This window comes from Bacteroidota bacterium, assembly GCA_039111535.1.
In the GTDB taxonomy this organism is placed as follows: domain Bacteria; phylum Bacteroidota; class Rhodothermia; order Rhodothermales; family JAHQVL01; genus JBCCIM01.
In genome coordinates, this window is record JBCCIM010000142.1 from 1 (window position 1) to 18003 (window position 18003).

An 18003-nucleotide genomic window follows, 5' to 3' on the forward strand; every position below is an offset into this window, starting at 1 on the left:
GTGGGCAACTGCTATGACAATGCGATAGCAGAACGGGTCAATGGCATACTCAAACTGGAATATGGACTTGATGGTTGCTTTATCAACCTCAAGCAAGTACGCCAGGCATTACGAGAGGCGGTCTGGCTCTACAACCATGAACGTCCACATATGACGCTGGGCTACCGGAAACCCGATCAGGTATACCGAGCTGGGCTTAAATCACTAACTATACACTAATTTACTGTCAACCTATTTCAGGACTTGACAAAATAAGGTATAGCAGCCTGCTTCAACCATGTCATTCTGAGCCCCGCGAAGAATCTCTTGAAGACTAGCAGTCTGCTAAACGCACGTCATTCAGAGCCCCGGCACGAATTAGCGAACTGCGCTACCTCACCCCCCAATCGGATACACAAACGCACCCGGAAAGTCCGCATCCACCTCTTTCTTCTTAGCGCTCCACGATTCAATCGCAATTTTAAACACCGCCGTCCGCTTCAACTCCTCCTCATTAATATGCTCGTAGTCCTCGCCCGGCTTGAGGTGCGGGGCGTACTTGTCGAGCAGTAACTGCAGCACGCGCGTAGCCTCCTCGTAATCTCGCACAATGGTGCCTGTACCAAACGCAACTACCCCCTGGTACTCCACGCTGAACTCGAGCGCTTTGGGCGCCGGCAGCAGCCGCCCCATATCAAAGGCCGAAAAACACACCGCAACGCCGGCTTCATCCGCATCCACATTGGCCTGTGTACGCCCGACGCGGGCGGTGTGAAAGTAGATGGCATGGTCCGCTTCGTCGTACACAAAGAGGTTACTGTTGATAAATGGCCGGTCATCGTTTACCGTTGCAAACGCGCCATACGGAGCCTTACTCAGGAATGCCCGGATCCAGGATTTATCAGTTACTTCCCGGTCCTGCCGGCGGACTTTATTTGGCGCTAACTGCCCATAATCACGTGGCATATGTTTCACCTTACTGCTTTGAACGTGGCACTTCTGCGTTGCAAAACCAAAATACCACAGGTGGTATCTACAAAACATATACAGTTTTTGCCTTTGTCACAGTAACAGTTGAACACTGGCACCGATGTCGTGCCGGTGCGCCTTTTCTCGTTTCTCTATTAAAGTGAAGCAACCAATGAATAGGCCGAGTTTACTGCTTTTCATGCTGCTGCTGTTCTCTTCTCAGGCGCAAGCCCAAACAGGCACTTGTGCAGGAGGGTTGGCTGAGGCATTTCTCGATGTAAACAACGTCAACGCCCGCATCCTGAACAATGGGGGATTGTTTTGGCGCGGCTCTCCGCACGTATATGAAGTACCCAAGTATGGCGGCGCCAATGCTATTTTTGCTGCCGGCATCTGGATTGGCGGCACAATGGATGGCAGTTTGCGCGCAGCTGCTTCACGTTACGGCCCCTGGGAGTTCTGGCCCGGCCCGCTCGATGAGGCAGGCAATCCCCCTGCCGACTGCAGCCTGTATGATCGAGTCTATAGCGTATACCAACGCGATATCAACGAATACAATGAAACAGGAGAAGCAACCAGGGACTTGTTGGAATGGCCCTGGGACTTAGGTGCTCCTGTTATTGATGGAGATGGGAATCCTGAAAATTACAATTTAGAAGGTGGCGACCGGCCGGCTATCAGGGGCCACCAGACCGTTTGGTGGGTGATGAACGACCAGGGCAACATACACGAAGCTACGGACTCTCCGCCGATTGGACTGGAAGTGCAGGTTACAGCATACGCAGCCGCGAGCAATGATGTACACGTCAACAATGCAACACTCTACACCTACAAATTCATCTACAAAGGTGAAAAACCGCTTGAGAACACCTATTTAGGTTTCTTCCAGGACGTGGATCTTGGAAACTTTGACGATGACTATGTAGGTTCAGACACTACATTTGGTCTCGGCTACGCCTATAACGCAGATAATTTCGATGAAGGTGGAGAAGGCTACGGCGAAGCACCTCCCGCCGTTGGTGTCAAATTTTTATCAGGTGCATTGGTAGATACGGACGGTCTGGACAATGACAAAGATGGTAATGTAGACGAAGCAAATGAGCGCCTCGGCATGACCACATTTACTTTTTACAACGGGGGAGGAAGCGCATCTGGCGACCCAGTGACTGGGAGTGATTATTACAACTACATGCAGGGACAGTGGAAAGACGGCAGACCGTTTACTGTTGGCGGAACGGGGCGTGATTTCTCAACAATACCGACCGCATTTGCTTACCCTGGCGACCCTGTTACAGGGACAGGCTGGAGCGAGTTGAATCCGGATCCCTTTGAAATGACGCTCGGTCCTATCGATCCTGCTGATAGGCGCTCGGTGACCAGTTCTGGACCATTTACGCTGCAACCAGGCCAATCGCAAGAAATAACGCTTGCTGTTTTATGGGCACGCGGCTCAGACAATCTGGATTCTATCACCCAACTCAGGGCGGCAGCAGAGGATGTACAAGCAATATTCGACGCCGGCTTTGAGATCACCTTACCCGATTTTGCCCCCCTATCAACTATTCAACTCGAAGCGCCGGCTAATAATATAGAAAATCAACCCATCGACCCTTATTTCAGCTGGCAAGCTTCAGCATTACCGGGTCCATTTGAACTTCAGTATGACACAACACCTTCATTCAAGAATGCGCGCGCCCACGAACGCATTGTTGCATCAAATTTACGCATCCTGGACCTCTCCCCAGACTCAACCTACTACTGGCGTGTCCGGCAAGTAAACGCAGGTGAAAGGGGACCATGGTCGGCAACATGGCGCTTTAGCACCAATGACCGGGAGATTGGTTTTCTCAGGCCTAAAATTGATGGGTTCATGACAACCCGCAACGCTGCGGGGCCCATCGATCCGCCAGACATGGGTGCATTTGCCATCGAGGAATCCGGCTTCCCTATTTTGGAAGGCAACCTCACCCCAAGTGGGAGTTATCCTGACCCGCTGCAGCCTACCCCCGGTGTCCAGCAGTCAACAACAAACGCCACGTGGGGTATCCACACCGGCGGTTCTATGCGCCGGTTATATGATAACGACAGAGGGCAAAGCTTCGTAGTTCGAACACTCAGAAGTGGAACAGATGTACTGGGTGACAATGACTTCGAATGGCGCTTCACGCAGCGTTGCCTTGATCAAATCAACGGCGTCATCGAAGCTGGGGATTGCCTGGCCTGGCGGGCTTTTAACGATGACGCCCAGATTGAAGTGCCCTTTGAACTTTGGAATATTGGCAGCACACCAACGCAAACGGACAGTTATCGAATGGTCCCAATCATTTGCGAAAAAGTTTGTGGAGCAGGCACAACAACCGGTGTATTTGACATCGGACAGGATCATGCAATTTCGGATGGTGACGACGACCCGTACACGGATTGGGTTTACTGGTATAATCCACAAGACACAAGCCCTGGCGAAACAGGCTATAACACCTTTTTCTTCGACAATGGCGAGGTTGCTGATGAAATACTGGCCAGAACCGTTCTTGTCCAGCTTGATGGAGGTTCAGCACCACCTTACAATGTAGCACTTCCTGAAGCAGGTACGGTTTTTCGGCTTGTCACAGAGCCTTATCCCCCGGCTGTGTTGGCTGCACCGGGGTCAGAAAGCACACAGCCAGCACAAGAAATTGATCTATTCTGGCATGCTATATCCAATTCAATACGCCTTCAGGTCGATACATCTCCTCAGTTTGCAAACCCCATTGTTGACAGTACCGTTACGGGTATCTCCTTCAAGACGACTACGCTGGATTTCAATCAGACCTATTATTGGCGCGCACAGAGTCACGTAAGGGGCCAGCCCATAAGTGACTGGTCAGAAGTGTGGTCCTTCAACATCACACAGAACCCAGCAGAAAACGCAAAGCTGCTCGACTGTATTCTCGAAACCGGCTACCCAAACCCCTTTTCCACCCAAACCCTCATCCGCTACGCCATCCCCAAGCCCGGACCGGTGCGGCTGGAGGTATTCGACGCCCTAGGCCGGCGGGTGCGCGTGCTCGTCGACGCCCAGCAAACCGCCGGCTGGCACGAGGCCCTTTTCACACGTCGGGACCTGGCTGCCGGCGTTTACTTCTACAGGCTGCAAGCCGGTGAATTCACAGCAACGCAGAGCATCATAGTACAGCGATGAAAATCACAACCGCATGTTGCATCTTGCTCGGATGGGCAACCCTTACTCCCGAAGCTAATGCCCAAACCGGCACTTGTGAAGCGGGTCTCGCAGAGGCATTTCTCGATGTTAACAACGTCAACGCACGTATTCTCAACAATGGCGGGTTGTATTGGCGCGGAAGCCCACATGTGTATGAAGTCCCTAAATATGGAAATGCAAATGCCATTTTTGCGGCCGGCATATGGCTGGGAGGATTCGTCGATAGCGATATGCGTCTTGCAGCCTCAACCTATGGCCCCTGGGAATTCTGGCCAGGTCCTTTAGTGTCAGCAGACAATCCGCCTGCAGATTGCAGTGCATACGATCGCATATACTCCGTGTATTTGCGTGATGTAGATACGTATAACAAAACAGGTGAAGCAACACAAGACCTGCTTGAATGGCCTTGGGAATTGGGTGCACCCGTAACAGACGGCGACGGTAACCCGGACAACTACAACCTCGCCGGCGGCGACCGTCCCACCCTGCGCGGACACCAAACCCTTTGGTGGGTGATGAATGACAGTGGAAATACACACGAGCGAACGGACACGCAACCGATAGGACTGGAAGTGCAAGTAACTGCATTTGCAGCAGCTAGTGATGTTGCGTACATCAACAACACAACGCTGTACAGCTACAAACTTATCAACCGGGGTACAGTCCCTATCATCGACATGTACCTGGGGTTTTTCCAGGATATGGATCTGGGAAATTTTGCCGATGATTATGTAGGTTCTGATTCATTACTCGGATTGGGCTACGCATACAATGCCGACAACTTCGACGAAGGCGGCGAGGGTTACGGCGAAGCTCCGCCAGCAGTTGGTATCAAGTTTTTACAGGGTGCTTTGGTAACAAATGATAGTTTGGACAATGACAGAGATGGCGCTGTAGACGAAGTAAATGAGCGATTAGGTATGACAGGATTTGCTTTTTACAACGGAGGTGGGGGTGTGACTGGCGATCCATTCATGGGCATGGATTATTACAATTACCTCAGGGGCCTCTGGAAAGACGGCAAGCCCTTCACCCAAGGAGGAACGGGAAGAGATTTCTCAACGATACCTACTTCTTTTATTTACCCCGGAGATCCAGTCACAGGAGAAGGCTGGAGTGAGATTAATCCAGACCCTTTTAATGGAACACTAGGCCCTATTGACCCAGCTGATAGGCGATCCGTTAGCACATCGGGGCCTTTTGAACTGATGCCAGGAGAATCACAGGAAGTTGTGCTGGCCATGATCTGGGCGCGAGGTAGCAATAACCTGGATTCCGTGACGCAGCTCAAGGCGACAGCCCAGGTAGTCCAGGAGGCATTCGATAGCGGCTTCAAGGTTGAGCCTCCCGTGGCCGCCCCCCTTCAGGCTATCACCCTCCGTGCGCCGGCCAACGGCCTGAATAATCAGCCAATCGACCCCTCTCTTTTCTGGCAGCCATCTGAAATGCCAGGTACATTTGAAGTCCAATATGCAACCAGCCCAAATTTTGTTGACGCAGTATCTACAGGCAAAATCCGCGACAATGAATTACGGTTGTTGGATCTGTTGCCGGATGCCGTTTACTATTGGCGCGTGCGGCAGGAAAATGCTGTCGAACGCGGTCCATGGTCTGATACCTGGCAATTTAAAACCACAGACCTTGCCCTTGGGATTATAGGAGATCCAATCCTTGGTTTTATGACCACCCAGAATGCCGCCGGCCCCATCAACCCACCTGACATGGCTGCCTTTGCCTTCAATGATTCCGGGTTTCCTATACTCGAAGGTAATCTAACACCGGTGGGTAGCTACCCTGATCCACAACGTCCTACAGCCGGCATACAACAAGTCAATTCAGATGCCATATGGGGAATCCATACAGGTGGCGGCGGTCGGTCGCAGTATTCAGGCAGCCAAAGCTTTCTTGAACGCTCAGTACGCTCCATGAGCGTCATAGCGGGTGGCGAAACACTTGAATGGCACTTTAGCCAGCAATGCTTAGACCAAATCAATGGTATCGTTGAATCGGGTGACTGTCTTGCGTACCGCTTGTTCTCTGACCAGGCGTTTGTAGAAGTGCCTTTTGCTTTATGGAATCGTGGCTTTGAGGCAGATTCCATTGATGATTTCCGTCTCATCCCCATACTGTGCGAGGCAGCATGCGGTGCAGGGACCATTAACAATACATTTGACCTCGGCACTACCGACCATGCCATTTCTAGCGGAGAAGACGATCCGTATACAGATTGGATTTACTGGTATAACCCTACCTCAACGGCACAAGGTGATTCAGGATACATAGACTTTTTCTTCAATGAAGGTGAAGTGGGTGGCGAGTTACTTGCTCGCACGGTACTTGTGAAGCTCAACGCCGGCCTTGAGAGCCCTCAAGATTCACCCCTCCCAGAACCCGGAACAGTCTTTCAAATCGTAACAAAACCTATTGCTCCCCCGGTCCTCTCAGCACCCAGTCCGGAGAGTATTCAGCAGGAGGTAACAACACGGCTTTACTGGCAAGCGATACAGCGTGTCTCGCAAGTCCAGATCTCAACGTCGCTGGCATTCGAGGTTTCAGCTATAGACAGCATGTTTACAGGTACCTTTGCTTTTGAAACGGAAGCACTGGCGCCCAATGCGACATATTACTGGCGCGTACGAAGCATCAATGAAAACAACGCTGCAGGGATAAGCGACTGGTCCGAACCATGGTCATTCACCATTCCGCAAAACGTAGACATCGAGCAACCAGACCAACCACTTGCTTATACGCTCGAAGCCGGCTACCCCAACCCCTTCTCCACCCAAACCAGCATCCGCTACGCCCTGCCCGAACCCGGCGCGGTAAAGTTGGAAGTCTTCGATACGCTTGGCCGGCGCGTGCGCGTGCTGGTAGACAACCAGCAAACCGCTGGCTGGTATGACGCCGTCCTCGATAGCAAATCCCTGCCCAGCGGCCTCTATTTCTACAGGCTAACAACCAACAACTTTACAGACACAAAATCAGTCATTTTGACGCGCTAGCTGCGCGACAGGCAAAAAATGCTTAATCTTAGTTGCTCTGTGTGTCATGCTGATCGATCCTGAAAGCGCGACGGGCTGATACTGATAGAGCATCAACTGGATACCGGATCAAGTCCGGCATGACGTGTACCGGAAGGCTGAACACGAGGCCGGACATGACGTGTACCGTAAGGCAGACCACCAAGCCCCCACGCCCATGAAATACTTCAGCGTCGTTGCACTCACACTGCTGCTCGCCACAGCTTGCACCCAGCCCAAACCCGACAACCGACCCAACGTCATCATCATTATGGCTGATGACATGGGGTACTCCGACATCAGTCCCTACGGCGGCGAAATCAACACGCCCAACCTGCAACGGTTGTCGGACAACGGCTTGCGGTTCACGCAGTTCTACAACAATGCGCGCTGTTGCCCAACCCGTGCGGCACTGCTCACGGGCCTCTACCCACACCAGGCCGGCGTGGGACACATGACTGGTGACTACGGATACGACGGCTACCGCGGCTTCCTCGGTGACCAAACCGCCACCATCGCCGAAGTACTCGGTGATGCCGGCTACAGCACCTACATGTCGGGTAAATGGCACGTGACCAAGTTTATGGGACAATGGACAGGCGAAGACAGCCTCGCCACCACCGACACCTGGCCGCTGCAACGCGGCTTTGACAAATTCTACGGCACCATCCTCGGCGCCGGCAGCTTCTACGATCCCATCACCCTGACCAACGGCAATACACCCATCGAATCAGTACCCGATGACTTCTTCTACACCGATGCCATCAGCGACACCGCCGTTGCCTATGTAGAACAGCATAAAGACAACGACCAGCCGTTTTTTATGTACGTATCTTACACCGCTCCCCACTGGCCGCTGCATGCGCTGGAAAAAGACATTGTGCCCTATGAAGGCCGCTATGAAGCCGGCTGGGACGCCATCCGCGAAGAGCGGCATGCACGCATGAAAACTATCGGGCTACTCGATGAAAGCTGGCAACTTACCCCGCGGGATCCGCGCGTACCCAATTGGGACGCCCTCGATGCGCAGGAAAAAACCTGGTACAGCAAAGCCATGGAGGTGTATGCAGCGCAAGTTGACAACATGGACCAGGGGATTGGCCGGCTCATGAACGCACTTGAAGAAGCTGGCGAACTCGACAACACATTGATTCTCTTCCTGGCAGACAACGGAGGCTGTGCAGAAGTACTCTCAGCTAACTGGCGCGGCCTGTTTATTCCCAAAGAAACAAGAAGTGGCGATCCTGTCATCACTGGCAATGAATTTAAAGACCTGCTCCCTGGCCCTGAAGAAACCTACATGAGCTACGGCATCGGCTGGGCGAATGCCAGTAATACGCCCTTCCGGCTCTACAAACACTGGGTCCATGAAGGCGGTATTTCCACGCCGCTGATTGCCCACTGGCCCAAGCGGTTTCAGGGTGAAGGCGCGTTCATTCATGAACCGGGCCATGTTGTGGATTTAATGGCAACCGCAGTTGATGTAGCACTGGCAACGTATCCGGCAGACAAAACCCCGATGGCTGGTAAAAGCCTGATCCCTGCTATGGAAAACCTCACCATTGAACGCGAAGCCATTTACTGGGAGCACGAAGGCAACCGGGCTGTACGCATGGGCAACTGGAAACTGGTTGCACGACATGACGAACCATGGGAGCTGTACGATATAGAAAAAGACAGGAGCGAAATGAACAACCTGGCAGACGAGCACCCCGACCAGTTGAATAAAATGATTGCACTGTATGATGCGTGGGCTGCCCGCAGTCTGGTAAAACCCTGGCCAGTAGGCGGCTGAACTACGACTCTGGCAGCGATACATCCGGGAAAGCGGAGCGGCGTGGCGTTGCTTTTAACGTGGCTTCCAAATCACCGCGTTTAAGTGGCTTGGACAGGTAGCCGGTGATGTGTTTGTATTGCGAGCGTTCAACATCTGCGTCTACGTTGGTGAGGACCACCAAACGCGGCAAATGCGTTTTATCTAACCCAAGTGCCAGTTCATCCAGTACGTTGATGCCGGCTTCGGTATACAGGTCTTCATCAACAATCGCGAGATCAAAAGGAGAGGCCTGGAGATTTTCGAGTAGCGTCTCAGCTGTGGCAAAGGTCTCCGCATGGTATCCCAGGTCGTTGAGCAATCGCACCGCAATTTTCATGTTGATGCGATTCTTCTCTGCCATCGCAATACGCAATCCTGGCAATGATTCTCCTGTCGCTGCAAAACTGATTGCCGCCTTTTGCGGCACGGAACGCTGCGCTTCCAGGCTTTTGATCATCAGGTCCCGCAAACTGTTTTGCTTGATCGGCTTACTCATCCACTGATTCACAGCCGGATCCTGTACGTTGCGATCTCCACTGGAGCTGATGATAAGAATGGGGCCGGCAAAATTATGCTCTCGCAGATAGGCTGCCAGTTGCAATCCATCCACGTCTGGCATCATATAGTCCAACAATGCCAAATCAATGGATCCAAAATCATACGAGGACGCCATCACCTCTGCAGCTGAACTGCGGATAACCGGTTCCATTTGCCATTGCTGACATAGCGCAAGCAAGAGCTTCCGATTGGTCTCGTTATCATCAACAATCAACACACGGCGATTCACCAGTACGTGTTGTTTTTCTGATACCAGTACTTCGGCCTCCATCTCGGCCGGCGAGGTCAGAATCGAAAAGAAAAACGTCGAGCCTTTCCCCTCTACACTCTCTACCCAAATACGCCCTCCCATAAGCTCGGAGAGCCGCCGGCATATCGCAAGCCCGAGTCCAGTGCCTCCAAAGCGCCGCGTTGTTGATGAATCTGCCTGAGAAAACGAAGCAAAAATGGATTCAAGTCTGTCTTTGGGTATACCAATGCCTGTATCCTGGACAGCAAAAACCAATTCGTACTGGTCTCCCTTCTCCTCTGCCAACACTGAAATATTAACTTCACCCTGCGCAGTGAACTTGATGCCATTGCTGAGCAAATTAATGATCACCTGTCGGAGCCGGGTTACATCCCCCATCACTGCCTGTGGTACCTCTGGATCGATGTAGTATGCCAGATCGAGCCCTTTGTCAAACGCACGATGTGAGACGATATCCAGCGCCTCTTCGATACACTGGTGCAGGTAAAACGGGCGCGACTCCAGATCCAGCTTGCCGGCTTCTATTTTAGAGAAGTCGAGAATGTCATTGATAATCGACAGCAGCGCATCACCGCTTGTGTGAATGGTGCTGACAAAGTCATGCTGTTCGTCGTTAAGTGGCGTGTCTTTTAGCAGACTGGTAAACCCAATCACACCATTGAGCGGTGTGCGTATTTCGTGACTCATTGAAGCCAGAAACGCGCTTTTGGCACGACTTGCTACCTCTGCCTCGTCTTTGAGACGCTCCACTTCTTCCAGTTTGTCACGAATGGTTCGAGTTTGAACATTTATTTTTTGGCGCATGAGGATGGTCCAACCGAGACCCAGGCCAAGCAACACCAGCAGTCCAAACGAGAGCCATCGGGTACGCGTGGGTGTCCACCAGGGGCCGGCTGCCAGCAGTTCCATGTCGGCTGTCGATCGCAAATGCAAGCGTACCGGGTGTACCTCGGGTATATCATCGTAGCGCGGTATGAACAGCAGTTCGGCGATGCCTTTGACACGCACTGTACTGCCGGCGCGAAAACCGGTTGGTACATACGCACCATCTATTCGCGCTTCATACGTATAGTTATCCGTTTTGAGGAGGTACGACGCAACACCCTGCAATTCAATAACTTCTTGCACCTCACCCGTTATTTCAACCAGCGACGCATTAACTGCGGCAAATTCCAGTGCGTCGATGCGCAGAGGCAATGGCGTTGGCATCACTGTCGCTTTGCCGTACGGTCGCACTTTTGCATTGACCAGCGTCGGCGTTAAGCCTCCTACCTCGGGAAATCCTGTTACTTCTACGCTGTCACCTACAGCTACGGCCTCTGCGCTGTCTGCATAGATAATACCTGGACTTTCAGCATCCTGGATGACAAAATAGTCATCTCCCTCAAAAATCACGGTGCCTGCCACGCGTACCAGGTGACCTTTATCAGCTTCCAGCGAGAAAGAAAGGACTTTGTTTAGCGGCTGCCGCACCAGTTCGGCGTCAAGCAGCCCAAAACCGGGGCTGACGATTTCGACAAACGTAGTATCGGGCACCCGCATCTGAATGCCAGTAAGCTGTCGATCGAGATTAAAAAAACCGCCGGCCACACCCTGTACTTTTACTACGGCACCAACCAGATCATCCCAGGGTTCCATGCTGTTGACAAATACAGTGACCACTTCTTTATCACTTGTAGCCAGCTTCAGGGTCAAGCCAAGGTGGCTCGGTTCTGTTCCGATTGAGCTTTGCTGAACCAGCCCTACAGCGTCAACCCAGATGGCGTCTTCTTTACCTCTGAGCAAATAAAAATCTGGATTGGAAGACGGTTCGGGTAAGCGAGCCTCCCCCACAACCGTCAGATGAGCACCCGGTGCAATATCTGGGGCAAACCAGCCCCGCAATGTTACACCAGTGAGTTGAACCCGCGCCCCCGAGGGCGGTAATTCATCAAAAAAATTGAAGTAGATTCCTCCGGTATCATCCTGCATAAAGCAGTGCGGCTGCTCCATCCCTTCGATGGTACAATACGTAATAACGCCGGTAAGGCGTACCGGGTAGCCCAAACTTGATTCCTCAAGCGACAACTTCCGGACGGCCTCGATGGTGTCCAACGTCTCTGGCAATGCGGCCTCGCCCAACGGTATAATTTCAGCACCTTCGGCAATTGCCGGCGCTACCCAGCCGGCCTCAGTTTTGCCGCGTATTTGTACCGACATGCCGGAGCTCAGTGGCTGGGCCGGCGCACGTACCACAATACTGCCTGTTCCATCTATGACAGTACAATACGTAACTTCATAGTCCGCGCAGTGCACAACAACGGCCTGGAAAGCTACGTCATAGCCCAGATCTGCAACAGCCGGCGTAAGCGCATTAATATCCGATACAGTTTCAAGTACCGCAGGTGCATCTTGCGACACAGCTGTACCCGACGCTCCATAGACAAAAGCGGCTAGCAGGAAAGTGAACCGGAAAAACTTCATCAAATAGGGATTGAGAGATTTATATTAATTAATTATCGTTCGAGCGTGGAATTTCTAAAAGTAGCAGACCGAAAGGCATACCCCAGCCACCCTTAAGTCAACACTTACACAAATGGTCACGCATATTCAGAAAGTACTGGAAGAAATTTCAAATCCAGAAATAGCCATACATTCGCAGCGATTCTTCAAAACAGGACCTGGGGAATACGGTGAAGGAGATATTTTTCGAGGTATTCGGGTACCTGAACAGCGCAAAATTGCCAAGCGTTTCAAAGATACCAGTCTGACCGACGTAGAAACCCTGCTGCATTCTCCCTACCATGAAGACCGCCTGGTTGCGCTGCTGATTCTCGTCGAGAAGTTCAAAAAGAAAGATGATGCGCTGCGCCAAGCCATCTATGATCTGTATCTTGAAAACACGGCCTATATCAACAACTGGGACCTTGTAGATTCTTCTGCACACAAAATTGTTGGCCCCTTCCTCGAAAACCGCGACCGCAGCATACTATACAAACTCGTCAAATCCCCTATGCTTTGGGAGCGACGCATCGCGATGATGTGCACGTATCATTTTATTAAAAAAGATGACTATGCGGATACGCTCCAGTTGGCAGAAATTCTACTTAATGACAAAGAGGACTTGATCCACAAAGTGGTAGGCTGGATGTTGCGTGAATTGGGCAAGCGAAATTTTGATCTTGAGGATGGGTTTCTGTTGCAGCACTACAAGAAAATGCCCCGTACCATGCTACGTTACGCGATCGAAAAATTCCCAGAGGAACGCCGGCAGGGGTACTTAAAGGGGACCCTCTAAACCGGATGTAATTGCTTTATCACCCTGTTTTGGCGATTTTGAGCGTAAACGAATCCCTGGCTAACTCCCTCGTCCGCTTATGCAGGTGTTTCTCAAATACTGCTGCGCCGCTACGATCCTGTTGCTTTGCGCCTGTAACCAGACGCCTCCCGCACCTACCGTTGCCGATCAACTGGAAGCACTGGGGGAGTTGGATTACAACTTCCACGTCAAACCTATTCTATCGCAAAACTGCTACCTGTGCCATGGGCCCGATGCCAGCAGTCGGGAAGCCGACTTGCGACTCGATGTACAGGATGCGGCGTACGCGATGCGAGACAGCTTACCCGCCATCTTGCCCGGTGATGTCGAAAGTAGCCTGTTGGTGCAAAGAATCAAAGCGCAGGATCCAGAAATGCGCATGCCCCCGCCCGAAGCACACAAGACGCTTTCTGCACTTGAAATTGCGATCCTTGAAAAATGGGTACAACAAGGAGCGCAATATAAAAAACACTGGGCGTTTATATCTCCAGAACGCCCGGCTACGCCAGCAACAAGTAAGCCCGCCTGGGTTACCAACGACATTGACGCCTTTATCCTCGACCGTCTTGACCGCGAAGGCTTAACACCGTCTGATATAGCCGACAAGCGCACCTTGATTCGCCGGCTATCCTACGACCTCACCGGACTGCCCCCATCTCCCGAAGACATTCTGGCTTTTGTGAATAACAAAGCTCCAAACGCCTATGAGCAGCTTGTAGACCAACTGCTCAGTTCCAAACACTTTGGCGAACGCATGGCCGTGCACTGGATGGATCTTGCGCGCTATGCTGATACAAATGGCTACTCCATTGATGGCGGCCGACACATGTGGCTGTGGCGAGATTGGGTTATCAATGCATTCAACAACAACCTGCCCTATGACCAGTTTGTCACCGAGCAACTGGCCGGCGATCTGCTGTTAGATCCTGCTGAATCCCAGCTTATTGCCACCGGATTCAACCGCAACCACATGAATACCCACGAAGGGGGGACCATTGCTGAAGAAAACCTTACCAACTACGTCGTTGACCGGGTAAAAACCACGAGTGAAGTATTTCTAGGCCTAACAATGGCCTGCGCCCAATGCCATGACCATAAATTCGACCCCATTAGTCAGCGCGAATACTTCCAGTTCTTTGCCTACTTCAACACAGTAGACGACCAGGGGCACGATGGGGACCGCGGGATTAATTCAAGGCCGTTCATCAACGCACGCACTGTACTGGCAGACACAGTGGAAATCCAGGAGCTAAAGGCTGCAATTGCAGCGCTTGAGGCAAAACAAGAAGCGCCTGACGACCAGCAAGTGACCTGGGAAGAAGCACAGCGCCGGCAACTTGCCGCCCGCGGAGCAGGCCTTGCCTTTACTCAGGTCGCGCCGATTAAAATCACTACTCCCAACAGCGGCCATACGGGCCAGGTACTTGAAGACGGTTCACTGCTTATCGACAGACCGGGTTGGCTCGCCGCCTACAATGTATCAGCTAAGGTACAGCAAGCAGATGCACCCATCACCGGGCTGCGTGTGGTGTTTGCCCCACATGAGGTTTCTAAAGGCCAGGTCGGTCATGGCCAACGCGAAAATATGGAAGGCGCTTTGGTGGTGACCAACGTAGCCATCAGCCAGGGCACCCTTCCCTCCGATCAGGTTGACCTGTACAATCTTGTCCCTTACGCGCAGGTAACGGCAAGTTCTGTGCACCCAAATCATCCTACAGCCGGCGTTTTTGACGAGCGGCGCCTCGAAGGTTGGTCGCCGGCTCCTGATCAACTACGCGAATCACAACACCTCACCATAACCTTCGATGAAGCACTTGACCCGGCAACCGTGCCCTACCTAACCATTATGCTCAATTTTGGGTATGGCGACAACCTCATACCGGGAAACTTCACGATATATACGATGGCTGGTGCTGATAACGGGACAAATCTGCCGGCCGATATCCAGGCATCGCTATTAACAGCGGAAGCAAACAGAACGCCCGAACAAGCAGCGGCACTTCGCAAACACTATTACGAGGTGGCACCAGCAACAAAAAACCTTCGTCATGCAATCAACAATTACAAAGAACGGTTGGCTGTGTTAACAGAGGCGCATCCCACCATGGTGATGAACGTAGCGGATACGCCACGCGAAACGTTTGTACTTAACCGTGGGCAGTACGACCAGAAGCTAGAGAAGGTATCGCCTGGAACGCCCGCAATCCTGCCCCCAGTAAGCAATGAGACAGCTGGCAGTCGCCTTGATCTTGCAAAATGGCTGACGCGCTCCGACCATCCGTTAACCGCGCGCGTAACGGTCAATAGATTCTGGCAAATGCTCTTTGGTACAGGACTCGTCGCCACAGCAGCCGACTTTGGCGCCCAGGGAAGCCTGCCCAGCCACCCGGAGTTGCTGGACTGGCTTGCCGTTGAATTTATCGACAACGGATGGGATGTAAAGTCCTTGCTCAAAACGATGGTCATGTCCTCTACCTACCGCCAGCGTGCGGCTGCAAGTGACGCATTGTTAGCAGCAGATCCGCAAAACCTTCTACTGGCCCGAGGTCCGCGTTTCCGGCTGCAAGCAGAATTTATTCGCGATGGACTGCTGAAAGCAAGCGATTTGTTGGTAGATCGAATTGGCGGCCCCAGTGTAAATCCGTACCAGCCGGCCGGATTATGGAAAGAAGTCAGCCATTATGGTAGCACCGGGGCTACCGCGCAGGTTTTTGTGCAGGACCACGGGGAGAAACTGTACCGAAGGAGCTTGTACACGTACTGGAAGCGTACCCTCCCACCGCCATCGATGTTAACGTTTGACGCCCCCAACAGGGAAGTCTGCACCATTACGCGCGAAGTAACCAATACGCCGTTGCAAGCCCTGGTTTTGTTGAATGATCCGCAATACGTAGAAGCGAGTCGGCATTTTGCCAGTCGGATTTTGCGTGAACTACCGGAGGGTTCAGATACGGCACGGTTGAAACGGGCCTTTGAAATTTTACAAAGCCGGCACCCCGACCGGCAGGAGTTGAAAATTTTGCGCCGGCGCCTCGACGATGAACGCGCCCACTTTGCGCAAGCCGCTGCAGATGCCTCAGCGTATTTGTCAGTCGGAGAGTCTGCGCTCGACCCTACCTTTGAGCCGGCGGAATTGGCTGCCTGGACCACCGTAGCCAGCTTGATTTTCAACCTGAGTGAAACGATCACCCGAGGCTAACCTCCCAACCCGATATTGCTCATGCACGCCTGTAATGAACAAAGCCTCCCGATCCGCCCGGAAGACTCACCGGTCACGGACCCACAATCGCCTTTGTTTGCGCATGAGCGCAACATCACGCGGCGGACGTTTATTGGTAAATCAGCGCGGGGCATAGGCGGTATTGCCCTGGCTTCCTTGCTCACGGGCAGCAATGCACATGGCGCGCCGGCATCGATTGGTGCAGACGACTTACCCCACTTTGCGGCAAAAGCAAAACGGGTGATCTACCTCTTCCAGTCCGGCGGCCCATCCCATGTTGACCTGTTTGATTACAAACCTGTCATGCGTGAACTGCACGGCTCAGAGTTGCCTGATTCAATACGAGGTACACAACGCGTTACAGGCATGACGGCCAACCAACCTTCGTATCCAGTTGTTGCGCCGTTTTGGGACATGAAAGCCTGCGGCAAGCACGGCACGTGGATCAGCAACAAACTTCCTTACACACAATCCATTGCTGATGACATTTGCATCATCAAGTCGATGCATACCGAAGCCATCAACCACGACCCGGCCATCACATTTATCAACACCGGATCTCAGCAAATCGGACAACCCAGCCTGGGTGCGTGGCTGAGTTATGGGTTGGGCAATGAAAGCGAGAACTTCCCGGCATATGTGGTGCTGCTCTCCCAGGGCACGGGCAAAAACCCGGGGCAACCCATTTTCTCCCGCCTCTGGGGCAGCGGATACCTGCCTTCGAGCCACCAGGGTGTGATGTTGCGGCCAGGGGTCAACCCGGTACTTTATCTCTCGGATCCACCGGGTGTATCCCGTTCCCAGCGGCGTAAAATGCTGGACGACCTTGCAGCTATGAATCAGAGACAGGCTGATGCCATGGGTGACCGGGAGACCCTCGCGAGAATCGAGGCCTATGAAATGGCGTACCGCATGCAATCGTCGGTACCAGAGTTATCGGATCTGTCAGACGAGCCCGATGCCACCTTTGCACTGTACGGTGAAGAAGCCCGAAAACCCGGCAGCTACGCAGCAAATTGCCTGATGGCCCGCCGACTGGTGGAACGCGGTGTGCGGTTTGTTCAATTATTCCACCGCGGCTGGGATCAGCACATTGCCTTGCAAAACCAGTTGCCGGCGCAATGCAAAGACACCGACCAGGCTTCTGCTGCCCTCGTCAAAGACCTCAAACAACGCGGCCTGCTCGAAGACACGCTGGTGATCTGGGGAGGAGAGTTTGGGCGGTCCATTTATAGCCAGGGTGCATTGGGAGACCTGAGTTCAGGCCGCGACCATCATGGCAGGTGTTTCAGCGTATGGCTCGCCGGCGGCGGCATCAAACCCGGCATGGAATACGGCAAGACCGACGACTTCGCCTACAACATTCTGGAAAACCCCGTACACATCCGCGACCTCAACGCCACCATCGTAAACCGCCTCGGCATCGACCACAACCGGTTCATCTATCCCTTCCGTGGATTAGATCAGCGGGTAACTGGCGTTGAAGAAGCGCATGTGGTTGAGGGGGTGCTGGCGTAGTTGAATATCGAACACCGAACCAGGGGTGTTCAGAAAAATCTATTGATCCACTGCGCTGGGATATTCCATAAAATAAAACGCTTTTAGTTGATGGGCACCCTTGGAGGCTTTTTGACCGTGCTAAAGGTTATACGCAATAGTGCGTAAAGGTTATACGCAATAGTGGATTGCAA

The 18003-nt window shown here is 52.6% G+C and carries 9 protein-coding genes; 7 read left to right on the forward strand and 2 right to left on the reverse strand.

Features of this window, described 5'->3' with window-relative positions; genetic code table 11:
• Positions 1 to 219: integrase core domain-containing protein (locus tag AAF564_18920; GenBank protein ID MEM8487631.1), on the forward strand; the 219-nt coding region annotated here is incomplete at its 5' end.
• 156 nt (positions 220 to 375) lie between these two features.
• Here AAF564_18920 and AAF564_18925 read toward each other — a convergent pair.
• Positions 376 to 945, reverse strand: coding sequence for a pyridoxamine 5'-phosphate oxidase family protein (locus AAF564_18925; protein ID MEM8487632.1), 570 nt, complete (start codon positions 943 to 945; stop codon positions 376 to 378).
• A gap of 175 nt (positions 946 to 1120) precedes the next feature.
• Here AAF564_18925 and AAF564_18930 point away from each other — a divergent pair, with 175 nt between their 5' ends.
• From AAF564_18930 to AAF564_18940, 3 genes are all read left to right on the forward strand, one after another.
• The gene (locus AAF564_18930; protein MEM8487633.1) at positions 1121 to 4129 is read left to right on the forward strand and encodes a T9SS type A sorting domain-containing protein; all 3009 of its coding nucleotides are present in this window, start codon (positions 1121 to 1123) and stop codon (positions 4127 to 4129) included.
• On the forward strand, positions 4126 to 7152 hold the full coding sequence (locus AAF564_18935; GenBank protein ID MEM8487634.1) for a T9SS type A sorting domain-containing protein: 3027 nt from the start codon (positions 4126 to 4128) through the stop codon (positions 7150 to 7152). The genes AAF564_18930 and AAF564_18935 overlap by 4 nt, the downstream gene beginning before the upstream one ends.
• A 196-nt stretch (positions 7153 to 7348) precedes the next feature.
• Positions 7349 to 8965 carry an arylsulfatase gene (locus AAF564_18940; protein MEM8487635.1) on the forward strand — a complete coding sequence of 539 codons (1617 nt, stop codon included), beginning with the start codon at positions 7349 to 7351 and terminating at the stop codon, positions 8963 to 8965.
• 1 nt (position 8966) lies between these two features.
• Here the strand turns inward: AAF564_18940 and AAF564_18945 are convergent, their stop codons facing one another.
• Positions 8967 to 12257 (reverse strand): ATP-binding protein, encoded by a 3291-nt coding sequence (locus AAF564_18945; protein MEM8487636.1) that lies wholly within the window; start codon positions 12255 to 12257, stop codon positions 8967 to 8969.
• 112 nt (positions 12258 to 12369) lie between these two features.
• Between AAF564_18945 and AAF564_18950 the strand changes: the two genes are divergently transcribed.
• From AAF564_18950 to AAF564_18960, 3 genes are all read left to right on the forward strand, one after another.
• On the forward strand, positions 12370 to 13071 hold the full coding sequence (locus AAF564_18950; protein ID MEM8487637.1) for a DNA alkylation repair protein: 702 nt from the start codon (positions 12370 to 12372) through the stop codon (positions 13069 to 13071).
• 79 nt (positions 13072 to 13150) lie between these two features.
• A complete protein-coding gene (locus AAF564_18955; protein ID MEM8487638.1) occupies positions 13151 to 16291 on the forward strand; it encodes a PSD1 and planctomycete cytochrome C domain-containing protein in 3141 nt (1046 codons plus the stop codon).
• 21 nt (positions 16292 to 16312) lie between these two features.
• A complete protein-coding gene (locus AAF564_18960) occupies positions 16313 to 17830 on the forward strand; it encodes a DUF1501 domain-containing protein (GenBank protein ID MEM8487639.1) in 1518 nt (505 codons plus the stop codon).
• The last annotated feature ends 173 nt before the right edge of the window (positions 17831 to 18003 follow it).